This is a genomic window from Paenibacillus sp. sgz302148, from assembly GCF_056120465.1.
In genome coordinates this window covers 1-21,118 of the sequence record NZ_JBVYOJ010000029.1, presented here as the reverse complement: position 1 = coordinate 21,118, position 21,118 = coordinate 1, and the positions used below count along the sequence as shown (strand labels likewise).

Sequence of the window (21,118 nt, the reverse complement as noted above, 5' to 3'; positions counted from 1 at the left end):
TGGGCGATTCGCAGCCGGACGCCGAAACGTCCGATCCCCCTCTCTGAAAATCCGCAGGTGAAACATATTCTCCTGATCAACGCTGATATAATTTAGGGCCCCGCGAAGTACCTGAGTCAGCTTTGAAGCCAAGCCCCACTTTGTGGTGACGTTTCCCCTAGTATACATCGTTACAGCAGGTTGCGCAACCGGCTTGTGACTTTGTCTCGTCCCAGCAAATACAAGGTCTGGTTCAGATCGCGGCCGTGCATCTGGCCCGTCAGCGCCACGCGGATCGGCATGAACAGCTGCTTGCCTTTGCTGCCCGTCTCGGCTTGCACGCTCTTGATTAGCCCTTGCATCGCTTCCTCCGTAAATTCAGGCGCCTGCTCCACCTGCTTCAAGAAAGAGGCAAGCACGGCCGGTACTTGCGGTTCGGCGAGCACGGCTTTCGCTTCGTCGTCGAACTCCACTTCCTCGCGGAAGAACATGTCGGACAACTCGACGATTTCCGATGCGGAGCGCAGCTGCTCTTGGTACAGGCCAACAAGCGCGGTGACCCATTTCGTCGTCGCTTCGTCCAGCTGCGCCGGAATCCTGCCGGCTTTCTGCAAATGCGGGATCGCCATCTCAACGACACGCGTCAGATCGGCTTTCTTCAAGTAATAGTTGTTCATCCAGCTCAGCTTGTCGGTATCGAACACCGCCGGGCTGCGCGACAGCCGGCTCTCGTCGAAAATGCCGATCAGCTCGTCGCGGGTGAACATCTCGTTCTCGCCTTCCGGCGACCAGCCGAGCAGCGCGATGAAGTTGAACAACGTCTCCGGCAAATACCCGAGATTGTCGTATTGCTCAATAAATTGAATGATCGACTCGTCGCGCTTGCTCAGCTTTTTCCGGTGCTCGTTCACGATCAGCGTCATATGGCCGAACAGCGGCGCTTCCCAGCCAAGCGCTTCATACAGCATCAGCTGACGCGGCGTATTGGATACGTGGTCCTCGCCTCGAAGCACATGGGAAATGCGCATCAGATAATCGTCCACGACAACCGCGAAGTTATACGTCGGAATGCCGTCTTTCTTCACGATGACGAAATCGCCCATGCCGTCCGATTCAAACGAGATTTCGCCTTTTACCATATCGTTGAACGTATACGTCCTGCCTTCCGGCACGCGGAACCGAACGCTAGGGATGCGGCCTTCCGCCTCATACGCCTGGCGTTGTTCCTCCGTCAATGTGCGGTGCTTCCCGGAATAACGCGGTGTTTCGCCGCGCGCGGTTTGCTCTTCGCGCTCCTGCTCCAGCTCCTCCTCGGTGCAGTAGCAATAATACGCCAGCCCTTTATCCATTAACTCCTGCCAGCACTTGCGGTAAATATCGAGTCGTTCGGTTTGACGGTACGGCCCGTATTCGCCCCCGATGTCGATGCTTTCGTCCCAATCGATGCCTAGCCATTTCAAATATTTCAGTTGACTTTCCTCGCCGCCGGCCACGTTGCGCTTCACGTCCGTGTCCTCGATGCGGATAATGAATTTTCCCCCGTGATGGCGGGCGAACAAATAGTTAAACAACGCCGTCCGAGCGTTACCGATATGCAAATGACCGGTTGGGCTCGGCGCATAGCGCACGCGGATTTCTGGTTGGCTGCTCATCTGATCCAGCGCTCCTCCCTGAACGTTCAATATCCCTTGATCATAGCACATCGCGAACGAGACAGACAACCGACTGGGCGGCGATTCCTTCGCCTCGGCCGGTGAAACCAAGCCATTCCGTCGTCGTTGCCTTTACGTTCACCTGCGAAATCTCCGCCTCTAGCGCACGGGCGATAATCTCGACCATATGCGGAATGTGCGGCGCCATCTTCGGCTTCTGGGCGATGATCGTCGAATCGATATTGCCGAGCTTGTAGCCCATCGACTTCGCGATCGCCCATACTTGCTCCAGCAGCTTCAAGCTGTCGGCGTCCTTAAACGCAGCATCCGTGTCGGGAAAATGTTTGCCGATATCGCCTTGTCCCAGCGCGCCGAGGATGGCGTCGCTAATCGCGTGCAGCAGCACGTCGGCGTCGGAATGGCCGAGAAGCCCTTTCTCATATGGAATGCGGACGCCGCCGATAATGCATTCACGGCCTTCCACCAATTGATGCACGTCAAAACCTTGCCCTACTCGAATCATCTTGTCGTATCCCCTCTCCATGATTGCCGGGACAGCACGTACTCCGCCATGTCCAAATCTTCCGGCGTCGTAATTTTCAAATTGCGGTAGTCACCCTCCACGACATGAACCGGCAGTCCAAGCCGCTCGACGAGCATCGCGTCGTCGGTGCCGAGGAACCCGTCGCGCTCCGCCGCACGATGCGCCTCAAGCAACGCGGACAGACGAAAAGCCTGCGGGGTCTGAATCGCCCACAAGCTTCGCCGATCCGGCGTCGATGATATGACGCCAGAAGGATGTACAAGCTTAATCGTATCTTTGACCGGTACGGCGAGCACCGCTGCGGCATCCGTCGACCGCGCCTTTTCATAGCAGCGTACCGCTTGCTCCGGTTTCACGAACGGACGGACGCCGTCGTGAACCAGCACCCACTCGATCCCTTCTTCCTCCAGTGCGACAAGCCCGCGATAGACCGAATGCTGCCGCTCTGCGCCGCCGGCGATGACGCGGATCACTTTGGTCAGCGCGTACTGCCGAACGAAATCTTCATTCCGGTCCACGTCGTCTTTCCCTACAACAAGCGTAATCGCCGCAACATCCGCCAGCTGCTCGAACAGCTCCAGCGTATGCACGACGATCGGTTTGTCCTGCAACAGCAAATATTGCTTGCTTTCTTGCGTGCCCATCCGCGAGCCCCGGCCCGCGGCGACAACGACAACGCCAAGCTTCCCCATATTCCTCGGCCCCTAATCTCTCCTGTTGGAGTCACTCATCTGTATCTACTATACCTGTTTTAGAGTGCTTTTTCCAACAATTTCGGCTTGGCGAAGATCATTCGGCCGGCCGACGTTTGCAGCACGCTCGTCACGAGCACTTCCATCGTCGTGCCGATATACTCGCGGCCGCCTTCGACGACGATCATCGTTCCGTCGTCCAAATAAGCGACGCCTTGTCCGTGCTCCTTGCCGTCCTTAATGACCTGGACCAGGATTTCCTCACCCGGGAGAACGACAGGTTTCACCGCATTCGCCAAATCATTAATGTTCAGGACGGAAACCCCTTGCAGCTCGCAAACCTTGTTCAGGTTAAAATCATTCGTCACCACTTTACCCTGGAGCGCTTTGGCAAGCCGCACCAGCTTGCTGTCAACCTCGGAAATATCCTCGAAGTCACCGTCATAAATGAGAACTTTAACGTCCAATTCCTTCTGGATCCGGTTCAAAATATCAAGACCACGACGGCCGCGATTCCGTTTCAGCAAATCCGAAGAATCGGCGATATGCTGCAGCTCCTCGAGCACGAACTCGGGAATGACAAGGGTCCCTTCGATAAAACCGGTTTTGCAAATATCGGCGATCCGGCCGTCGATGATGACGCTTGTATCCAATATTTTGTGCTCCTCAAATCCCTTCTCATCCTTCTGCTTGCCGCGATCCCCGCGAGCGGCCGCTAGCAGAGCGGCGATTTCGTCCTTCTTCAAATACCCGATCTGAAACCCGATATAGCCGAATAATAGCGTCATCATGAGCGGAATTACCGTATCGGCACCGCTGATCTTGGCGACAGGCGGATAGACCAGAAAAGAAGCGAGCAGGCCGACGATCAAACCCAGAAGGCCGGAACCCAACTCCCCCCCGGGAACTTGAGCCAACCGGTCGATACTACCCCGAATCATCCCGATGATCGCTTGGGTTCCCCAAGTTGCTACCGCAAATCCGAGCAGCGCGCCTAAGGCGACGAACAAGAGCTTGCCGCCGAAGCCATTCGCAGCATCAAATACAGGTTCTAGAAACAAGAACGGCTTGTCCATCAAATCATAAAGCTGGCCGCCTACCATCGCGCCCAATAAAGTCAACAATAGCTGAATTGTTCTTTTGAACATCATGATGCTTCACCTCCATCAATTTGTATGCTTATTTCCATTCCTTTTACAATTATGGTCCAATTTCTTCAAGGCTAATCGGAGACGAACAATTTCTTTTGAAATCGGACATCGGTTTCGCTATAATGAAATTGGAAATTGAGTGGAATTGAGGTGCATGGGATTGAGCGCGACAACATTAACGGAATTTCAGGAACAAGTATCGGAATTGCTGCTCCGCCATCGAAGTTTGCTGGATGTATTGTCAAAGTGCGGCCAGGCGAATGCCGCCGTCAATCGATCGGTCGTCAAATCCATAACCGAATGCGGCTGCATTGCCGTTCAAGCCACAAAACAAACGTATTCCGACGATCTGAGCATCGAAGGAACCAAGCATCAGATGAACAGCCACGTTTCCGGCGAGCTCTGCGAGCATTGCAAGGAAATGATTACGACCGAGCTTGGGAAAAATTTGTTCTATATGTCCGCCTTATGCAATTTGCTTGATGTGGATATGGATGAGGTTGTTACCAAAGAATCGCAAAAATGCACGACGCTCGGATTTTTTAACCTATCGTAGGTCTGAACCGAAACCAAAGAAAAAAGCATTTATTTTCTCTTCAGAAAATAAATGCTTTTTATTTTGCCTCGCTATGATATTTTACGATTCGGATTTGACTGCTTCTTCCGATTTGGCGGCGGCGGATTGTGTCTTGGATTTGCGCCGTCTGCGCGGGAAGAGCCGTTCAACGTTTTTTTTTAAGCCGTACAGCGCGTAAAGTACGAGCGGCACGAAGATCAGCTTGGACGAATGCTCCGGAAAAATAATAGCCAACGTTACGGCCGCAATGATGATGGCCGGTACGACCCAGATGGCGGCTTTCGGAATGCCGACCTTCTTGAAGTTCGGGTATTTGACGGTGCTGACCATCAAATACGACAAAAGCAAGCTGCCGACGACCATGTACGGTGCGCCGATATCGTTATGGAACAACGCCAGCGTAGCGAGTACGCCGCCCGCCGCCGGAATGGGCAAGCCGACAAAATAACCGGGAATCCCTGCTATGACGTTAAACCGGGCAAGCCGAAGCGCTCCGCAAATCGGGAAAATCGCAGTAACGATCCAGGCTGCAGCCGGATTAATATTCTGAAAAGCGACAACGTACATAATAAACGCAGGCGCTACGCCAAACGAGATTACATCGGACAGCGAATCAAGCTCTTTGCCGAATTCGCTTTGCACATTTAACGCTCGGGCAACCCGACCGTCGATCCCGTCGAGCAGCATCGCGATGATGACCATAATGGCAGCCAATTCCGGTCTTTCGTTAAACACCAGGATAATCGAAACGATTCCTAGAAATAAATTACCCACAGTAAATAAGCTGGGAATGGATTTGGTTATCATTTATTTGTCCACCTCTACATTTACTATGCCCCAAAACCGTTTCTCAATTGATGTCGTATAAAATGCCATTAATTGATTGTATGGGATTTAAATATGTCTGTCAATAAACACTTGTTCTTGGATGCGCTTTAATCCTTCTTTGATCGCGCGGGCACGAACCTCGCCGATACCGTCGACCTCGTCCAATTCTTCGATGGTTGCCATCATCATATGCGACAGATGGCCGAATCTTTCCACCAGATTGCCGATGATGACCGCCGGCAGCCTCGGGATTTTGCTTAACATCCGGTAACCGCGCGGCGAAATCGGTTCTTCCATCATGCTGCTCGTGTATGGATACCCGAGTATGCGAACGATGCTATGGTGGTCGAGCAGTTCCTCGGAAGACAGCTTCTTCAACCCCAGCTTCACTTCTTTGATGCGTTCCTCGGAGTTGTCCCGAGAATAATCCTTGAGCAGCAGCCATGCCTCGGCATCGATATGGCTTACAAGCTCCTCCATTTGCAAGCTGATGAGACGCCCTTCGGTGCCTAGCTCGTTGATGAAGCGCTTGATTTCAGCCTTGACCCGCAGCACCATCTCGACGCGCTGCAGCACACCCGCCACTTCATGCAAGGTGACAAGCTCCTCGAATTCGGACGCCCCCAAATTGGTGAAAGCTTGGCTCAGCACGGCTTTATATTTTTCAAGCGTTTGGATCGCTTGATTCGCTTTCGTGAGGATCACGCCGATATCTTTGAGCGTATACCGAAGGCTGCCTTGGTACAGCGTGATGACATTCCTTCTTTGCGAAATCGATACGACGAGCTTGCCGGTTTGCTTCGCGACTCGCTCCGCCGTCCGGTGCCGGATGCCGGTTTCGGTGGCGGGCAGCGATGGATCCGGGATAAGCTGCGTATTCGCATACAAGATACGCTTCAAATCTTCGCTGATGATGATCGCGCCGTCCATCTTCGCGAGTTCGTATAAGTAGTTCGGCGAAAAATCGCAATTGATCGAGAACCCTCCGTCCACCACTTCCATCACTTCCGGGCTGTACCCGACCACAATCAGAGCGCCGGTTTTGGCCCGAAGCACATTTTCCAGCCCGTCGCGGAACGATGTGCCCGGAGCGACCAGCTGCAGCAATTGGCTCATCGTTTCCTGTTGGTTCGTTTCCTTCATCTATATCGCCCCCTTATCCCCTAACCTAGCGCAACCGCAAGTGCTTCCGCCACCGTATCCACCCCGATGACTTCGATTCCTTTAACCGGTTTGAAGCCTTTCAGGCTTTTCGCCGGCATAATGACCCGCTTGAAGCCGAGCTTCTCGGCTTCCTTGATCCGCTGCTCCGCACGGGATACGGCCCGAACCTCGCCCGTCAGTCCGATCTCGCCGAATACGACGTCGAATTCGTGGGTCGGCCTATCGCGGAAGCTTGAGGCGATGCTCACCGCCACCGCCAAATCAACCGCCGGTTCGTCCAGCTTGACCCCGCCCGCCACGTTCAAGTAAGCGTCCTGATTCTGAAGGGACATGCCCATGCGCTTCTCCAGCACGGCGATGATCAATGCGAGCCGATTATGATCGATCCCGGTCGACATCCGCCGCGGCGTCGGAAAGTTGGTCGACGTTACAAGCGCTTGCAGCTCGACGAGTACCGGGCGTGTGCCCTCCATGCTGGCGATGACGGTCGAGCCCGCAACGCCGCGCGGCCGCTCGGACAAGAATAGCTCCGAAGGATTCGCCACTTCGATTAGTCCCGCTTCAGCCATCTCGAATATGCCCATCTCGTTCGTCGAACCGAACCGGTTCTTCACGGTCCGCAGCAGCCGGTAAGCATGATGCCTCTCCCCTTCGAAGTAGAGCACGCAATCGACCATATGCTCCAGCATCCGGGGGCCGGCGATCGCTCCTTCCTTCGTCACGTGACCGACGAGGCAGGTCGCAATACCTTTCCCTTTAGCGATGCGCATAAAATGCGCCGTACATTCGCGAACTTGCGATACGCTGCCCGGTGCCGACGTGACCAACGGCACGTATACGGTCTGAATCGAGTCGATGACCATAAAATCCGGTTCCACTGTCGCAACCGCCTCTTCGATCTGGTCCACGTTCGTTTCGCAGAGCACGAACAAATTGGCCGACAGAGCGCCGAGCCGATCAGCCCTCAGCTTCGTCTGCCGGACCGATTCCTCTCCGGAAACGTACAGTACCTTCAAGCCGCTTGTGGCAAGAGCATTCGACGTTTGCAGCAGCAAGGTCGATTTGCCGATCCCGGGATCGCCGCCGACAAGCAGGAACGATCCCGGCACAAGCCCGCCGCCGAGCACGCGGTCCAGTTCGCCGATGCCTGTTAAGATGCGCGGCTCCTGACCACTTTCTATATGTATGATCGACACCGGTTTTTCTTTCGTCATGAGCGACGAATTTACGCCCTGCGTTTTGACCACAGTTTCGATCTCTTCCACCATCGTATTCCAACCGCCGCAGCCTGGGCATTTGCCGAACCACTTGGCCGACTCGTAGCCGCATTCCTGGCAGTTGAACTTTGTTTTGACTTTTGCCATAAGCGTTCTCCTTCTAGATCTTCCTTGCGCTTACCCGATGTGCATTTCATGCACAATAACTCATTGCATGTAAGAAGCACGTTAGTGTATGATTAAACTAAGTAAGGAGCCGGCGGCAACCGGCTCCGGCACAATATTTACGGTAAAAGGAACAGACCGCAATCCTTTGCACAGGGCGGTCTATTTCTTTTTAGAACTCCCTTTCAGGAGATCCGCCTAGCCGCCCTTGCGAGCCTGTCTCTTGTGCTTATCCATCATTTTACCATATTTGCGAAGAAAAAGAACCGCCAAAGTGAGTATTTGCTCGCTTCGCGGTTCTTCCTTTTATCCTATCGCCTTTTCGCCTTATTTGCCCAAAATATCTTTCAGCGCTTTGTCGAGCTTCTCCAGCAGCTGATCCTTGTTGATCCGTCCGCCTTCGTATTCTTGCATCGCAGCGCCCCATCCTTGCGTCGTGCCGTCCGGGAAACGGTCCCACTGCCAGCCCAATGCGTCCTTCGACTGGTCCTGAATCGCAACGGCGATCGGTCCAACGTCTTCTTTCGTAGCCGTAACGTTATTCACCGCCGGCATAAACTTGAATTCCTTGGTCAAATAACGTTTGCCGGTCTCCGAGCTGACCATCCAGTTCAGGAATTTCTTCGCTTCTTCCGGATGCGCCGACTTTTTGTTGACGATCCAGTTGTTCGGTACGCCGACCATCACATGTCCCGGCTGATCGTTGATCGGCAGCGGAAGCACGCCCAGGTTCAAGTTCGCGTTCACCTTGTTGATGTCGCCTTGCGTCCAGTTGCCTTGCTGCAGCATCGCCGCTTTGCCGGATGCGAAGTTGGCGACTTGCGTTGCGTAGTCGGTTGTCAACAGTTCCTTTTGCGAATTTTGGAAGATGAGGTCAACCAAGTCTACCCATTGCTTGAACACGGCGTTGTCCTTGATCGTTGCCGTGCCTGCCTTCAAGTCCTCGGCAAATTTCGCCGGATCCGGTTGGTTCGCAAGCGCCACGTTCAACAAATGAATGCCGAGCGACCACCATTCGTTCGTTCCTTCGAACGGCGTAATGCCCGCCGCTTTCAGCTTGGCCACAGCTTCTTTCAGCTCCGGAAGCGTCTTCGGCTCGCCGGTAATGCCCGCTTTGGCAAATAAGTCTTTGTTGTAAATAAGGCCGTAGCCTTCCGTATTCATCGGCATGCCAACCAGCTTGCCATCCATCGTAATCGGCGCTTTCGTTGCCTCAAGCAAGTTCGCTACCCACGGTTCGCCGCTCAAATCCTCTGCACGGTCCGCATACGGCTGAATTGCGGAAAAACCGCCGCTATTGAAAATTTCCGGTTCGGAGCCGGACGCGAATTCCGCTTTCAGCAGCGCGCCGTAATCCTCGCCGCCGCCATGCGTTTCGACGATGACTTTGACGCCGGTTTCTTTTTCATACTCCTCCGCCATTTTATTCAAGGCATCGGCAATTTCGACTTTGAATTGAAACACTTTAATCGTTACGTCTTTCGCCGGTTGCTTTGTCGTATCCGTGCCGGCACCTTCCTTGGACGTGTCCGTTTTCGCGCCGCAGCCTGCGGCCAGAACGACGAGTAGCACGGCCGACAGCGTTAGCATGAGCCATTTTTTCATGAATAGACCCTCCTAAGAGTAATGACTTTGACTTACGCGCTCCATCGAATACTATAATTTTACATGGAAGCGTTTGTGATGTGTTTTCTTGCTCAGTTTTATTATAGGTTTATCGAATTCAACGCAACACAGACGATGTTGACACAAAAGGTGGAACTTGTTGATTAACCTTTGACCGAACCCGCCGTAATCCCTTCGACGATATGCTTCTGCAGCGCCAGGAAGAAAACGATGATCGGCGCGATCCCGATCGTAAGACCGGCAAGCGCCATGTCCCACTGCTTCGTATATTGACCGAAAAATTTCGTGATCGCGAGCGGAATCGTCGTTAACTCCCGGTTCCCGCCGATGACGAGAACGGGCAGCAAATAATCGTTCCAAATCCAAAGCGTGTTCAGGATGATGACCGTCACGACGATCGGCTTCAGCAGCGGAAACACGATCCGCCAGAACACGCCGTACGGCGATGTCCCGTCGATCACGGCGGCTTCTTCGATTTCAAGCGGCACGCTTTTGATAAAGCCGTGGAACAGGAACATCGACAGTGCGAGCCCGAAGCCGAGGTAACATACGACGATGCCGAGCAGATTGCCCCGCAGCTCCAGCAAGCTCGTCACGCGGACAAGCTGAAGCATGACCGACTGGAACGGTATGATCATCGATGCGACGCACAGCATGAACAACATCCGATTGAACAGCGTCGGCCGGCGTACGAGCCGGTACGCGGTCATGGAGCTGACGATGACGATGCCGGCCACGCTAATCCCGGTGATCATCACCGAATTGAGAAGCACCTTCGGAAAATTGATAATGTCCCATACCTTCGAGTAGTTATCCCAATGAAACACAGCCGGCCAAGAAGCCGCGTCAACCAATATTTCACCAAGCACCTTCACCGAATTGGCCAATACGAAATAAAAAGGCGCGATAAACAATAAGGCGAGCAGGATCGCAACCACTTCCAGAACAAACGTCCCGCCGCCGTATCTCTCCGACCGTTCCATTAGGCTTCGACCTCCTTCCGTTTCGTGAGCCACACTTGCGCAAGGGTTATGAGGGAAACGGCAAAGAAGAACAGCATCGCTTTCGCCGTGCCCAGGCCGTACCGGTTATTGTTCAGCGCTTCGGCGTAAATGTTGAACGCGATCGATTGCGTCGAAGTTCCCGGCCCGCCTTTCGTCAACGATAAGCTCAAGTCAAACATTTTGAATGCGTTGGAGATGGTTAGGAACAAACAAATCGTAATCGCCGGCATGACAAGCGGAACGAGCACCGAACGCACGATTTGCCAATAACCCGCTCCGTCGATGCGGGCCGCCTCCAGCAGATCCTTCGGCAACCCGGCCAAAGCCGCAATATAAATGATCATCATATAGCCGGATGTCTGCCAGACGAACACGATAACGAGTCCCCAAAATCCGGTCTCCGGCGTTCCGAGCCATGGGAGCTGGAACAGCGAAAGCCCGGTCAAGTCGCCGATCGTCAGAAAGCCTTTCGTAAAAATAAACTGCCAAATAAAGCCGAGCAAAATGCCGCCGATGACGTTCGGCACAAAAAACACCGTGCGCAGCATGCGCTTGGTCTTGAGCGGGCGATTCAGCGCCAGCGCCAGGAAAAAGGCAAGCACGTTCGTAACAATGACGGAGACCACTGTAAATTTAAGCGTAAACACAAGCGATTGCCAAAACTTCTCGTCATTCGTAAAAATTTTGCGGAAATTATCCAAGCCGGTCCATGTCGCTTTATCCATATCCAGCCCGTTCCAATTCGTAAACGAGTAATAAAACCCGAGCAAAAACGGAATGGCTACGATAATGGTGAAAAATAATAACCCGGGACCGACGAATACAAGCTGCTGCAGCCATTCGCTGCGTTTTCTCTTCGTATTCATGTATGCTATCTCCTTCCCTGCCGAGACGTTTATACGGTGAACATCCCCAACTTCAGTATAGGAGCAGGAGGGGGAGCGAACCACCGATAGAGGTGAACAGAAAGGTGGAATATATTGATCTTCATTGCTACAATGATACAGGATGAATCCAGATTAGAGCGTTAAACGCATAAAGGGGGGCTCCTCTTGTTCAAGACAAGCATCCGCAACAAGCTGATGGGACTGCTGCTGGCGGCAACGATTATCCCGATCGCCACTTCCATCTTCATGTCTTACGTATATACGAAAAAAACGGTAACCGAAGAGTCGATCGGCCGGAACTTGAATTTGATTTCGCTAGGCAAAAGCAATATCGAAAATTATATGGAAACGATCAATCAAACATCGTTAAGCGTTTATAACGATCTGCACAAGCCGAACTCCCTATTCGGCATTGTCGAACGAGAGAGCAGGCACGCAACCAAAGATGCCGATATTCTGGGCAATTGGAAAACGATTTTCTCGCATTTACTTAATATGTACCAAAATAAACGGGATATTCTGCAAATCCACCTGCAGCTGGAACCCGATAACCGTGCGTATTTGCTTGCACGGGGGCAATTCCGCGGGCCGGCAGTCGGGAATTATACGATCCCCTATCCGCCTCATGCGGATCCGGCGGCTCCTTTTGTGGAGGCGACGCATATGAGCCATTCGTATAACGCACAATGGAACATGAATGCCAAGCCGGAAAACGTATTTACGCTACATCGCCCGATCTTGAACACGCCTAGCGAACAAGTGATCGGTTATTTATCGATCGACGTGAAAGTGCAAGGATTGTTCGCGATATGCGGACAGCTGTATGATCCGAACGTGGAATCGCTGTATATTATCGACAGGCAGGGCAACGCCATCTTTGCGGACAATCCGGATCAGCTCGGCAAACCGCTCGCCGAGGGATGGGTATCCAAGCTGAAGGAAGCAAGCGAAGATTCGGGATATTTCGAATGGAGCGATAAACAATTCGCAGGGCTTGTGACCTACGACCGGATCAAAACCAACTATATGGATTGGACGATCGTCAAGCGGCAAACCTTCGCGCATTTGTACAGCAATGCTACGCAAATCGCCAAAATGAACACCTTTATCGCGGCGGTGTTTCTCGTCATCGTGATCATTGCGACTTTGTATATTTCACTGCATTTTTCCGAACGCATCAAAAAGCTGATCAATTATATGAATAAAGCCCAATCCGGCAACCTGAACTTCGACATTCGGATGCAGAGCAACGACGAGATCGGCATCCTGGGACGCCGCTTCGACGCGATGATCCAAACGATCAACGATTTGATCAACCGCGAGTACAAGCTGGAGATCGCCAACAAGACGAACCAGCTCAAAGCGATGCAGGCGCAGATCAACCCGCATTTCATCAACAACGCGCTGCAGTCGATCGGTACGCTTGCGCTCCAGCTGCAAGCACCCAAGCTCTACTCGCTCATCTCGTCGCTGGCCCGGATCATGCGGTACAACATGACGACGAATGAGCCGATCGTCCCGTTATCGACGGAGATCAGCCACATCAAAGCTTATCTTGATTTGCAGAAAAACCGGTTCGGCGAACGGCTGGACGTCATCTACGAGATTGCGGAGCAGACCGAACAGAAGCAAGTCCCAAAAATGCTGCTACAGCCGATTATCGAAAATTATTTTAAGCACGGCTACCATACGCGGCCGGACGAGATCGCGCAAATCCGGATCGCCTCGACATTGCGGCCGGACGGACAGCTCGTCATTACGATTGAAGACAACGGAGCCGGCGTGGAGCCCGATAAGCTGGCTGAGCTGCAGAACCTGCTCGGCAAACCGAATCTTTCGTTGATGGAAGGCCAGGAGCATATCGGACTCAGTAATGTATTGATCCGGCTGCGGCTTTATTTCGGCGAGGATGCGAGCATGACCGTGGAGTCGAAGAAGCCTTACGGATTCATCGTGACGCTCACGATTCCATACGTTCAAGGAGAGGGGGAACAGCCGTGAACATCCTCATCGCAGACGACGAACAGCATGTCCGGGAAGCGATCAAGCTTCTAGTCGATTGGCAGGCGCTTGGGGTCGACCGCATCATCGAAGCCGACAACGGAACCGTCGCGATCGAGCTTGCAGAGCGGTATCAACCGGAGCTGATCGTGACCGATATGATCATGCCGGGTAAAAACGGCATCGATTTTCTCGAATGGCTGCAGCAGCATTTGCCGCACAGCAAAAAAATCGCCGTCAGCGGCCACGACGACTTCGATTTTGTACGCAATACGCTCAAGTTCGGGGGCATGGATTATTTGCTCAAGCCGATCGACGCGGAACAGCTGAACGAAGCGCTGCTTAAGGCAAAAAGCTGCTGGGAACGCGAAGAATCGACGCGCCACGAGCAGCAGCGGAAAAATATCGAGATGAACCAGTTGAAGCCGGTGTATCGGGACAAAATCTTTTCCAACCTGGTCACCGATCCAAGCTATTATGCATCCGTGCAAGATATGCTGCATAGCGAATTCGGTCTTGGTCCGGACACCCGGCAATGTCAAATCGTCATCATCAGCCTTGATTTCATGGAACGGACCGTCATCGAAAAATTCAATCATCACCGCGACCTGTTGTTCTTCTCGCTGACCAATATTTGCAATGAGATTCTGCGCAAGGACAATAGCGGATACGCTTGCCGGTATTGGAACAGCGAGAACGAGATCATTCTATTCTATTGGAAAAGATTCGAGCGGCTGCGTGATTTGCTGGCTGTCATTAATGAAGGCTTCTACACGACGCTGCGCGGCCGGTTTGACTTTGGGGTAGGTACCGCGCAGCCTTTTCCGGAAGGATTAAGCACCTCTTACAAGGAAGCGCAAACCGCCTTGAGATTTCGCAATATGCTGGAGAACAACACCTGGCTGCATATTTATGAGGCGAAGGAAAAACCTGCGCTCAGCACGCTGCAAATTTCGGACTTCGAAGAAAAGTTCAAGCTTTCCGTCTTCAGCGGCAAAAAGGAAGAAATCGAGTTTGCGGTACACGATTGGATCGAAGCCGTCAAGCGGTTGCCCGTCATTACCGTCGAACAGATGGAGCTGTGGCGGCACGAATATCAAGTCCTCCGTTCGCAATGGCTCAAGCAGCGCATGGCGGAAGACACGCCGTTGCCGGAGCTGCCCGCTTTGCCGATTCCGGTCGACGAGCATGGGCGACTGTCATTGTCGTTATGGCGGAGGGAGCTGGTCGACCAATGGGTCGCGTTCGCCGGATTGATCGGCAGGATGCAGCATAAGGAACGGAACGTTATTTACGACATTGCGCAATATATCGAGCAAAACTACAGTCAGGAAGTGACGCTGCAGGATATTGCGGAACGGTTTTACTTGAGCCGTGAATACATTTCCCGCAAATTCAAGCAGGAGTTCGGCGTGAACATATTCGACTACCTGCTGCAAATTCGGATGGAAAAAGCGAAAATTTTGCTGCAAAACCCGAATCTGAAAATAACGCAAATCGCCGCGATGGTCGGTTACCCGGATGAAAAATATTTCAGCAAGGTGTTCAAGAAGGAGTTCGGCCAATCGCCGGGGCAATATCGCAAAGAGTTATGACTAAATGAAAAAGCAGCATCCGGTTTCGCATGATGCGAAAATCGGATGCTGCTTTTTTTCAGGCATATTCCTTTATTATGAACTGGCCGTTACTTCGCTGTTGCGAAGAACGATGAGCTCCCCGTCCTTCTCGTCGATCGTGAGCGAATCACCTTTGGAAATTTTACCCATCAGCAGATCTTCGGACAACCGATCCTCGATATGCTTCTGAATCGCGCGGCGGAGCGGGCGTGCGCCATAGGTCGGGTCGAACCCTTCCTTGGCTAGGAACGCTTTGGCCGAATCCGTCAGCGTGAAGTCGACTTCTTGCTCTTTCAGGCGCTTGCGCAGCTCGTCGGACATAAGCGACACGATTTGCGCAATATGCTGCTGCTCGAGCGAGTGGAACACGATGATTTCGTCGATCCGGTTCAGGAACTCCGGACGGAAGCTTTTCTTCAGCTCCGCCATCACCTTATCCTTCATATTGCCGTATTCGTGGCCGGAATCGGTTGTTGCCGTAAAGCCCAGCGTCGAATTTCTCTTGATCGTATCGGCTCCTACGTTAGAAGTCATGATGATCAGCGTGTTGCGGAAGTCAACGACGCGGCCTTTGGAGTCGGTCAAACGACCGTCTTCCAGTACTTGCAGCAGGATGTTGAACACTTCCGGATGCGCTTTTTCGATTTCGTCGAGCAATACGACCGAGTAAGGCTTACGGCGTACTTTTTCGGTCAGCTGGCCGCCTTCCTCGTAGCCCACATATCCCGGAGGCGCTCCGACCAGACGCGAAGTCGAATGTTTCTCCATGTATTCCGACATGTCGATGCGGATAACCGCATTTTCATCCCCGAACATGGATTCGGCAAGCGCGCGTGCCAGCTCGGTTTTACCTACGCCGGTTGGTCCAAGGAAAATGAACGAACCCATCGGACGCTTCGGATCTTTCAGACCTGCGCGTGCCCGGCGGATTGCCCGGCTTACGGCTTTGACCGCTTCTTCTTGGCCGATGACGCGAGCATGCAGGATGTCCTCCATCTTAAGCAGGCGTTCCGTTTCTTCTTCGGCAAGCTTCGTTACCGGAATGCCGGTCCAGCTAGCGACGATTTCCCCGATATCCTCCGGCGTCACCTCGGAATCGGTGCGGCCTTGCTTCTCTTTCCATTGATTCTTCGTATCGTCCAGCTCTTCGCGGAGCTTCTGCTCCGTATCGCGAAGCGCGGCTGCCTTCTCGAATTCTTGGCTTTGGACGGCGGCGTCTTTTTCCTTGCGGATGTCTTCCAGACGGCTCTCCAGCTGCTTCAAGTTCGGCGGTATCGTATAAGAGCGAAGCCTTACTTTGGAGCTCGCTTCGTCGATCAGGTCGATCGCTTTATCCGGCAGGAAGCGGTCCGTAATGTAGCGGTCCGATAGCTTCACCGCTTGAATGATCGCTTCGTCGGTAATTTTTACGCGGTGGTGCGCTTCATAGCGATCGCGCAAACCGTACAGGATTTGAATCGCTTCTTCTTGCGAAGGCTGATCCACCGTAATCGGTTGGAAACGGCGTTCCAACGCGGCGTCCTTCTCGATATATTTACGGTATTCGTCTAGCGTTGTAGCGCCGATACATTGCAGCTCGCCGCGGGCTAATGCCGGTTTGAGGATGTTGGAAGCATCGATGGCTCCTTCCGCCCCGCCTGCGCCGATCAGCGTATGCAACTCGTCGATGAACAGGATGATATTGCCCGCTTGGCGGATCTCATCCATGATTTTTTTGAGCCGATCCTCGAATTCTCCGCGATATTTGGTGCCTGCCACGACGGAGCCCATATCGAGCGTCATGACGCGTTTGTCGCGCAGCGTTTCGGGAATTTCGTTGTTGATGATTTTCTGCGCCAGTCCTTCGGCAATTGCCGTTTTACCAACGCCCGGTTCGCCGATCAGAACCGGATTGTTCTTCGTCCGGCGGCTGAGCACTTGGATTACGCGCTCGATTTCTTTGCTGCGGCCGATGACGGGGTCCAAATTGCCGTCTTTGGCAATCGCCGTCAAGTCGCGCGCTAAGCCGTCCAAGGTCGGCGTATTCACATTTGCCGAGCTTCCGTGACTGCTCGACACCGCTTCGCTCGAACCGAGCAGCTGCAGCACTTGTTGGCGCGCTTTGTTCAAGCTGACGCCCAGATTGTTCAGCACGCGTGCCGCGACGCCCTCGCCTTCGCGAATGAGCCCGAGCAGGATATGCTCGGTGCCGACGTAGGTGTGACCCAGCTTGCGGGCTTCATCCATCGACAGCTCGATCACTTTTTTCGCACGCGGCGTATAGGCGATGTTGGTCGGTTTCTCTTGCCCGCGGCCGATGAGCGACTCTACTTCGTCTTGAATTTTCTCGAGACCTAAGCCGAGTGCGATGAGCGCTTTGGCTGCGATCCCTTCATTCTCGCGAATCAGCCCGAGCAGGATGTGCTCCGTTCCGATATTGTTATGGCCGAGACGCACTGCTTCTTCTTGTGCCAGCGCCAGTACCTTCTGTGCGCGTTCCGTGAATCTTCCGAACATCATATCTATACACCTCCATTAATATTTCAGTCGTTCCCGAATCAATTCGGCTCTGCGAATATCGCGTTCGTCGGCGCTTAATTTCTCACCGGAATATTGCTGCAAAAACCCGGGCTGCATCATAACCATCAGCTCGTTCATCACGTTGCCGGATACGTCGGATATGAGCTCCAGATCGATTCCAAGCCTTACGTCCGACAACCGCTGAGCCGCTTCCTTCGAATCCAGAATAGCCGCATTCGACAAAATGCCGTACGACCTCATCACCCGATCGACGATACGGATTCTCGACTCTTGCAGCAGCTTTTGTCTTGCCGCTTTTTCATGTTCGATAATCTGCTTCGCGACACCGTATAGGTTGTCGATAATCTCATCCTCGGATTGGCCTAACGTAATCTGATTGGAGATTTGAAACAGATTGCCCGTCGCTTCGCTGCCTTCGCCATATATGCCGCGAACCGCAAGACCCACTTGAGTAATCGCCGACAAAATGCGGTTGATTTGCTGTGTAAGCACAAGCGCCGGCAAATGCATCATGACCGATGCGCGAATCCCGGTACCGACATTCGTCGGGCAGCTCGTTAAGTATCCGTATTTCTCGTCAAAAGCATAGTCGAGATGCGTTTCGAAAATGTCGTCGATCCGACTGGCCTGCTGCCAAGCTTCCTGAAGCTGAAAGCCAGGGAACAAACATTGAATTCGAATATGGTCTTCTTCGTTTACCATAATGCTGATCGATTCGTTTTCGCTCAAAATAACGGCGCCGTTCCGTGACTCATTCGCCAAATTCGGGCTAATGAGATGCTTCTCGACGAGCACCCGCCGTTCCAATTCGTTCAACTTCGCCAGCGGAATCAGCTCCAGCTTATCAATGCCGGCAAGCGCCTGGTCGGAGACGACTTGGACGATACCGTCAAGCACTTCTTTCAGCTGCTGATTCGTGGCCAGCATCGGAAAAGGCTGCGACCGCACGTTTCGTGCGATCCGAATTCGGCTGCTGATCACAATATCGGAATCGGGGCCGCTGCCTCTCATCCAATCGCTTAACGCTTCTTGAGTAAATCGCGACATCGTACACCTTCCTCCCTATGCCACTTCGTTAAAGCTTATGCAAAGACCTTCTAGGCAGAAAGCCGTTGTAAGTTATGCCCCGGATAATTTCCTCTCCAGTTCGCGAATTTGATCGCGAATTTGCGCAGCCGACTCGAATTCCTCGTGCTCGATACGGTATTGCAATTCCTTCTTTAAATCGTCGATTTCCCGTTTAAATTGAATTTGCGTACCCGACCGCTTTGGAATTTTGCCGCTATGCACCGTGTTGCCGTGAACTCGCTTGAACAGCGGATCGAGCCGATCGCCGAAATGCCGGTAACACGAGCTGCAGCCGAATCGACCCAGCTTGCTGAATTGCGCATAGGTCAGGCCGCATTCCTCGCAGCGCAGCGTCTGCGGCTTGGCACCGAAGGACGCCCCGGCTGAGGAAGGCTGGAAATCAAGCAGCCCTGACAACAGGCTGTGAATGGAAAATCCGTTGGCAGTCCCGGGAATTTCTCCTTTTTCGCGAGCACAGGACTCACAAATGTGAAATTCCGTTTTTTCGCCATTGACGATTTTCGTAAAATGTAGCGTTGCCGGTTTCTTGCCGCATTCCTGACACAACATCCAGGATCCCTCCTCACTTGCCTAATAATGCGATCAACATGGCCTTGAGTACCTTGGCGCGAATTTCGTCGCGCAGCGGCAGCTTCAAAGCAAGTACTTCGCGAGCGATGGCCGCTCTTAGCATGCCGGCTTCCCTTGCGGAAATATGCCTTGCTTCCTCCAATTGATACACGAGTCCTTCCGCCGCGGTTTGATCGATTTGCGAACCGATCGACTGCAGAATATGGCCGTGTATCGCGCCATGCGAAGGCAGCTCAATACGCTGAATGCGGATATATCCACCGCCGCCGCGTTTGCTTTCGACAAGGTAGCCCTTCTCCAGCGTGAACCTTGTGCTGATCACATAATTAATCTGCGAAGGTACGCATTGGAACCGGTCCGCCAAGTCATTGCGTTGAATCTCCACGGCGCCTTCAGCGCTTTGCATCAGGCTGTTCTTAAGAAACTGTTCGATAAGATCAGAGATATTACGCACCGATCCATCCTCCAATGAAACGACTTTCTGATGAAGTCGCGTAGTCTGCAACCGTTCGGTTGACTTTGACTATCTTTGACTTTAACTTTATTATAATCAACTTTTGACAATTTGCAAGTGCTTTGTCATCCGTATCAATAGTTTAGGCCGGAAATTATTTTTTATTCTTGCCCTTGATTGTTCTTCCATTATTGTCCGGATTGAAAAACGTATGTTCGTGGTGTATGATTGATAAGAATAGGAATATATGTTCTTATATTTCGCAAGGCGGGAGGAATCAAGGATGTCGAATCGTCTTCAATATGAAAACGTTGAGGCCAAAAGCATTCTGAATGCAGTAAAAGCGCCATCTATGCCTTTTGAAGGATCGATCAATCCTTACCGAGGCTGCCAGCACGGATGCAGCTTTTGTTATGCCCGTAAAACCCATGGTTTTCTAGGAATGGACACTGATGATACGTTCCAGCATCATATATTGATCAAGATCAACGCAGCCGATGTACTAGAGAGGCAATTAAGGCAATGGACGAAAAAATCGGGACCGCGGCGCATTGCGCTCGGAACGGCAACCGACCCGTACCAGCCGGTGGAAGGAAAAGCGCGAATTACACGTGAATGCCTTGAGATACTCGCTCGGCATAAAGTACCGGTTTCCATTACGACCCGTTCGCCGCTGATTATGCGCGATATGGACTTATTAATGAAGTTGCCGATGGTATCGGTGAACATAAGTATCAATACATTGAACCGTGACCATTGGAGACGGCTAGAGCCGTCGTCGCCCTTTCCCGCGAAACGAATGGAAACCGTACGGCGGTTAAATGAAGCCGGCATTCCAACCGGCGTTTTCCTGGCTCCGATAATACCCTATATTACCGATGGCCATGATGAACTTAAAGAACTTGTACAACATGCGGCGGATGCTCAGGCTAAATTTGTCATGTCTTCGTTCTTGCGGCTTGATCATCCGGACGTGAAGAACTGGTTTTTCTCCACGCTTCGTTTGTATTATCCACAGCTCGTCCCGAAATATGCCGATCTATTTTATCGTTCTTCGCGTGTGCATGACGATTATCGACAACCATTGCGCGATTATATTCAGGCTTTGCTGCGGCAGTACCGCTTGAATAATCATGAGCATGCGCTTCATGAGACAAACTCTAATGAGGAAAAGTCAGTTCCTTTGCAAACAGGGGAAAAATGTGGAGAGGTACCGGAGCAACTATGCTTTACATTTTAGCTCCATTTGAAATACAAAAACAGCCATTACGATGGATCGTAATGGCTGTTTCATCTGTGCTTGGCGACGTCCTACTCTCCCAGGATCCTGCGATCCAAGTACCATCGGCGCTGGAGGGCTTAACGGTCGTGTTCGGGATGGG

Annotated in this window: 18 protein-coding genes and 1 rRNA gene; 4 read left to right on the top strand and 15 right to left on the bottom strand. The window is 52.5% G+C overall.

The window, feature by feature from the left end; genetic code table 11:
- Positions 1 to 170: 170 nt before the first annotated feature.
- The 4 genes from gltX to AC0LWM_RS29390 are packed head-to-tail and all read right to left on the bottom strand — an operon-like array spanning position 171 to position 4,015.
- Positions 171 to 1,631, bottom strand: a complete 1,461-nt coding sequence (gene gltX / locus AC0LWM_RS29405; RefSeq protein ID WP_474678595.1) for a glutamate--tRNA ligase — start codon at positions 1,629 to 1,631, stop codon at positions 171 to 173.
- A 40-nt stretch (positions 1,632 to 1,671) separates the two neighbouring features.
- Positions 1,672 to 2,154: a 2-C-methyl-D-erythritol 2,4-cyclodiphosphate synthase gene (gene ispF, locus AC0LWM_RS29400; RefSeq protein ID WP_474678594.1), complete on the bottom strand. Its 483-nt coding sequence runs from the start codon at positions 2,152 to 2,154 to the stop codon at positions 1,672 to 1,674.
- On the bottom strand, positions 2,151 to 2,867 hold the full coding sequence (ispD, locus tag AC0LWM_RS29395) for a 2-C-methyl-D-erythritol 4-phosphate cytidylyltransferase (RefSeq protein WP_474678593.1): 717 nt from the start codon (positions 2,865 to 2,867) through the stop codon (positions 2,151 to 2,153). The genes ispF and ispD overlap by 4 nt, the downstream gene beginning before the upstream one ends.
- Before the next feature lie 59 nt (positions 2,868 to 2,926).
- Positions 2,927 to 4,015 (bottom strand): PIN/TRAM domain-containing protein, encoded by a 1,089-nt coding sequence (locus AC0LWM_RS29390; protein ID WP_474678659.1) that lies wholly within the window; start codon positions 4,013 to 4,015, stop codon positions 2,927 to 2,929.
- A gap of 163 nt (positions 4,016 to 4,178) precedes the next feature.
- Between AC0LWM_RS29390 and AC0LWM_RS29385 the strand changes: the two genes are divergently transcribed.
- Positions 4,179 to 4,574, top strand: a complete 396-nt coding sequence (locus AC0LWM_RS29385) for a DUF1573 domain-containing protein (protein WP_474678592.1) — start codon at positions 4,179 to 4,181, stop codon at positions 4,572 to 4,574.
- 81 nt (positions 4,575 to 4,655) lie between these two features.
- Here the strand turns inward: AC0LWM_RS29385 and pssA are convergent, their stop codons facing one another.
- From pssA to AC0LWM_RS29355, 6 genes are all read right to left on the bottom strand, one after another.
- The gene (pssA, locus tag AC0LWM_RS29380; RefSeq protein WP_474678591.1) at positions 4,656 to 5,402 is read right to left on the bottom strand and encodes a CDP-diacylglycerol--serine O-phosphatidyltransferase; all 747 of its coding nucleotides are present in this window, start codon (positions 5,400 to 5,402) and stop codon (positions 4,656 to 4,658) included.
- Positions 5,403 to 5,489: 87 nt separating this feature from the next.
- Positions 5,490 to 6,566, bottom strand: a complete 1,077-nt coding sequence (gene disA / locus AC0LWM_RS29375) for a DNA integrity scanning diadenylate cyclase DisA (RefSeq protein ID WP_474678590.1) — start codon at positions 6,564 to 6,566, stop codon at positions 5,490 to 5,492.
- A 20-nt stretch (positions 6,567 to 6,586) separates the two neighbouring features.
- Entirely contained in the window at positions 6,587 to 7,951 is a 1,365-nt protein-coding gene (gene radA / locus AC0LWM_RS29370) for a DNA repair protein RadA (protein ID WP_474678589.1), read from the bottom strand.
- A 345-nt stretch (positions 7,952 to 8,296) separates the two neighbouring features.
- Positions 8,297 to 9,574, bottom strand: a complete 1,278-nt coding sequence (locus AC0LWM_RS29365; RefSeq protein ID WP_474678588.1) for an ABC transporter substrate-binding protein — start codon at positions 9,572 to 9,574, stop codon at positions 8,297 to 8,299.
- 164 nt (positions 9,575 to 9,738) lie between these two features.
- A complete protein-coding gene (locus tag AC0LWM_RS29360) occupies positions 9,739 to 10,578 on the bottom strand; it encodes a carbohydrate ABC transporter permease (protein WP_474678587.1) in 840 nt (279 codons plus the stop codon).
- Positions 10,578 to 11,465, bottom strand: coding sequence for a carbohydrate ABC transporter permease (locus AC0LWM_RS29355; protein WP_474678586.1), 888 nt, complete (start codon positions 11,463 to 11,465; stop codon positions 10,578 to 10,580). The genes AC0LWM_RS29360 and AC0LWM_RS29355 overlap by 1 nt, the downstream gene beginning before the upstream one ends.
- Positions 11,466 to 11,651: 186 nt before the next feature.
- Here AC0LWM_RS29355 and AC0LWM_RS29350 point away from each other — a divergent pair, with 186 nt between their 5' ends.
- On the top strand, positions 11,652 to 13,487 hold the full coding sequence (locus AC0LWM_RS29350) for a cache domain-containing sensor histidine kinase (protein WP_474678585.1): 1,836 nt from the start codon (positions 11,652 to 11,654) through the stop codon (positions 13,485 to 13,487).
- The gene (locus AC0LWM_RS29345; RefSeq protein WP_474678584.1) at positions 13,484 to 15,082 is read left to right on the top strand and encodes a helix-turn-helix domain-containing protein; all 1,599 of its coding nucleotides are present in this window, start codon (positions 13,484 to 13,486) and stop codon (positions 15,080 to 15,082) included. Before AC0LWM_RS29350 ends, AC0LWM_RS29345 begins: the two co-directional genes overlap by 4 nt.
- Before the next feature lie 75 nt (positions 15,083 to 15,157).
- Here the strand turns inward: AC0LWM_RS29345 and clpC are convergent, their stop codons facing one another.
- The 4 genes from clpC to AC0LWM_RS29325 form a co-directional block, all read right to left on the bottom strand.
- Positions 15,158 to 17,602: an ATP-dependent protease ATP-binding subunit ClpC gene (clpC, locus tag AC0LWM_RS29340; RefSeq protein WP_474678583.1), complete on the bottom strand. Its 2,445-nt coding sequence runs from the start codon at positions 17,600 to 17,602 to the stop codon at positions 15,158 to 15,160.
- 15 nt (positions 17,603 to 17,617) lie between these two features.
- Complete coding sequence (gene mcsB, locus AC0LWM_RS29335) at positions 17,618 to 18,670, bottom strand: protein-arginine kinase McsB (protein WP_474678582.1); 1,053 nt, start codon at positions 18,668 to 18,670, stop codon at positions 17,618 to 17,620.
- Positions 18,671 to 18,742: 72 nt separating this feature from the next.
- A complete protein-coding gene (mcsA, locus tag AC0LWM_RS29330) occupies positions 18,743 to 19,261 on the bottom strand; it encodes a protein-arginine kinase activator protein McsA (protein WP_474678581.1) in 519 nt (172 codons plus the stop codon).
- Positions 19,262 to 19,274: 13 nt separating this feature from the next.
- Complete coding sequence (locus AC0LWM_RS29325) at positions 19,275 to 19,736, bottom strand: CtsR family transcriptional regulator (RefSeq protein ID WP_474678580.1); 462 nt, start codon at positions 19,734 to 19,736, stop codon at positions 19,275 to 19,277.
- 283 nt (positions 19,737 to 20,019) lie between these two features.
- On the opposite strand from AC0LWM_RS29325, the gene AC0LWM_RS29320 reads away from it, so the two are divergent.
- The gene (locus AC0LWM_RS29320; protein ID WP_474678579.1) at positions 20,020 to 20,976 is read left to right on the top strand and encodes an SPL family radical SAM protein; all 957 of its coding nucleotides are present in this window, start codon (positions 20,020 to 20,022) and stop codon (positions 20,974 to 20,976) included.
- A gap of 58 nt (positions 20,977 to 21,034) precedes the next feature.
- Here the strand turns inward: AC0LWM_RS29320 and rrf are convergent.
- A 5S ribosomal RNA gene (gene rrf, locus AC0LWM_RS29315) occupies positions 21,035 to 21,118 on the bottom strand; the annotation flags it as partial.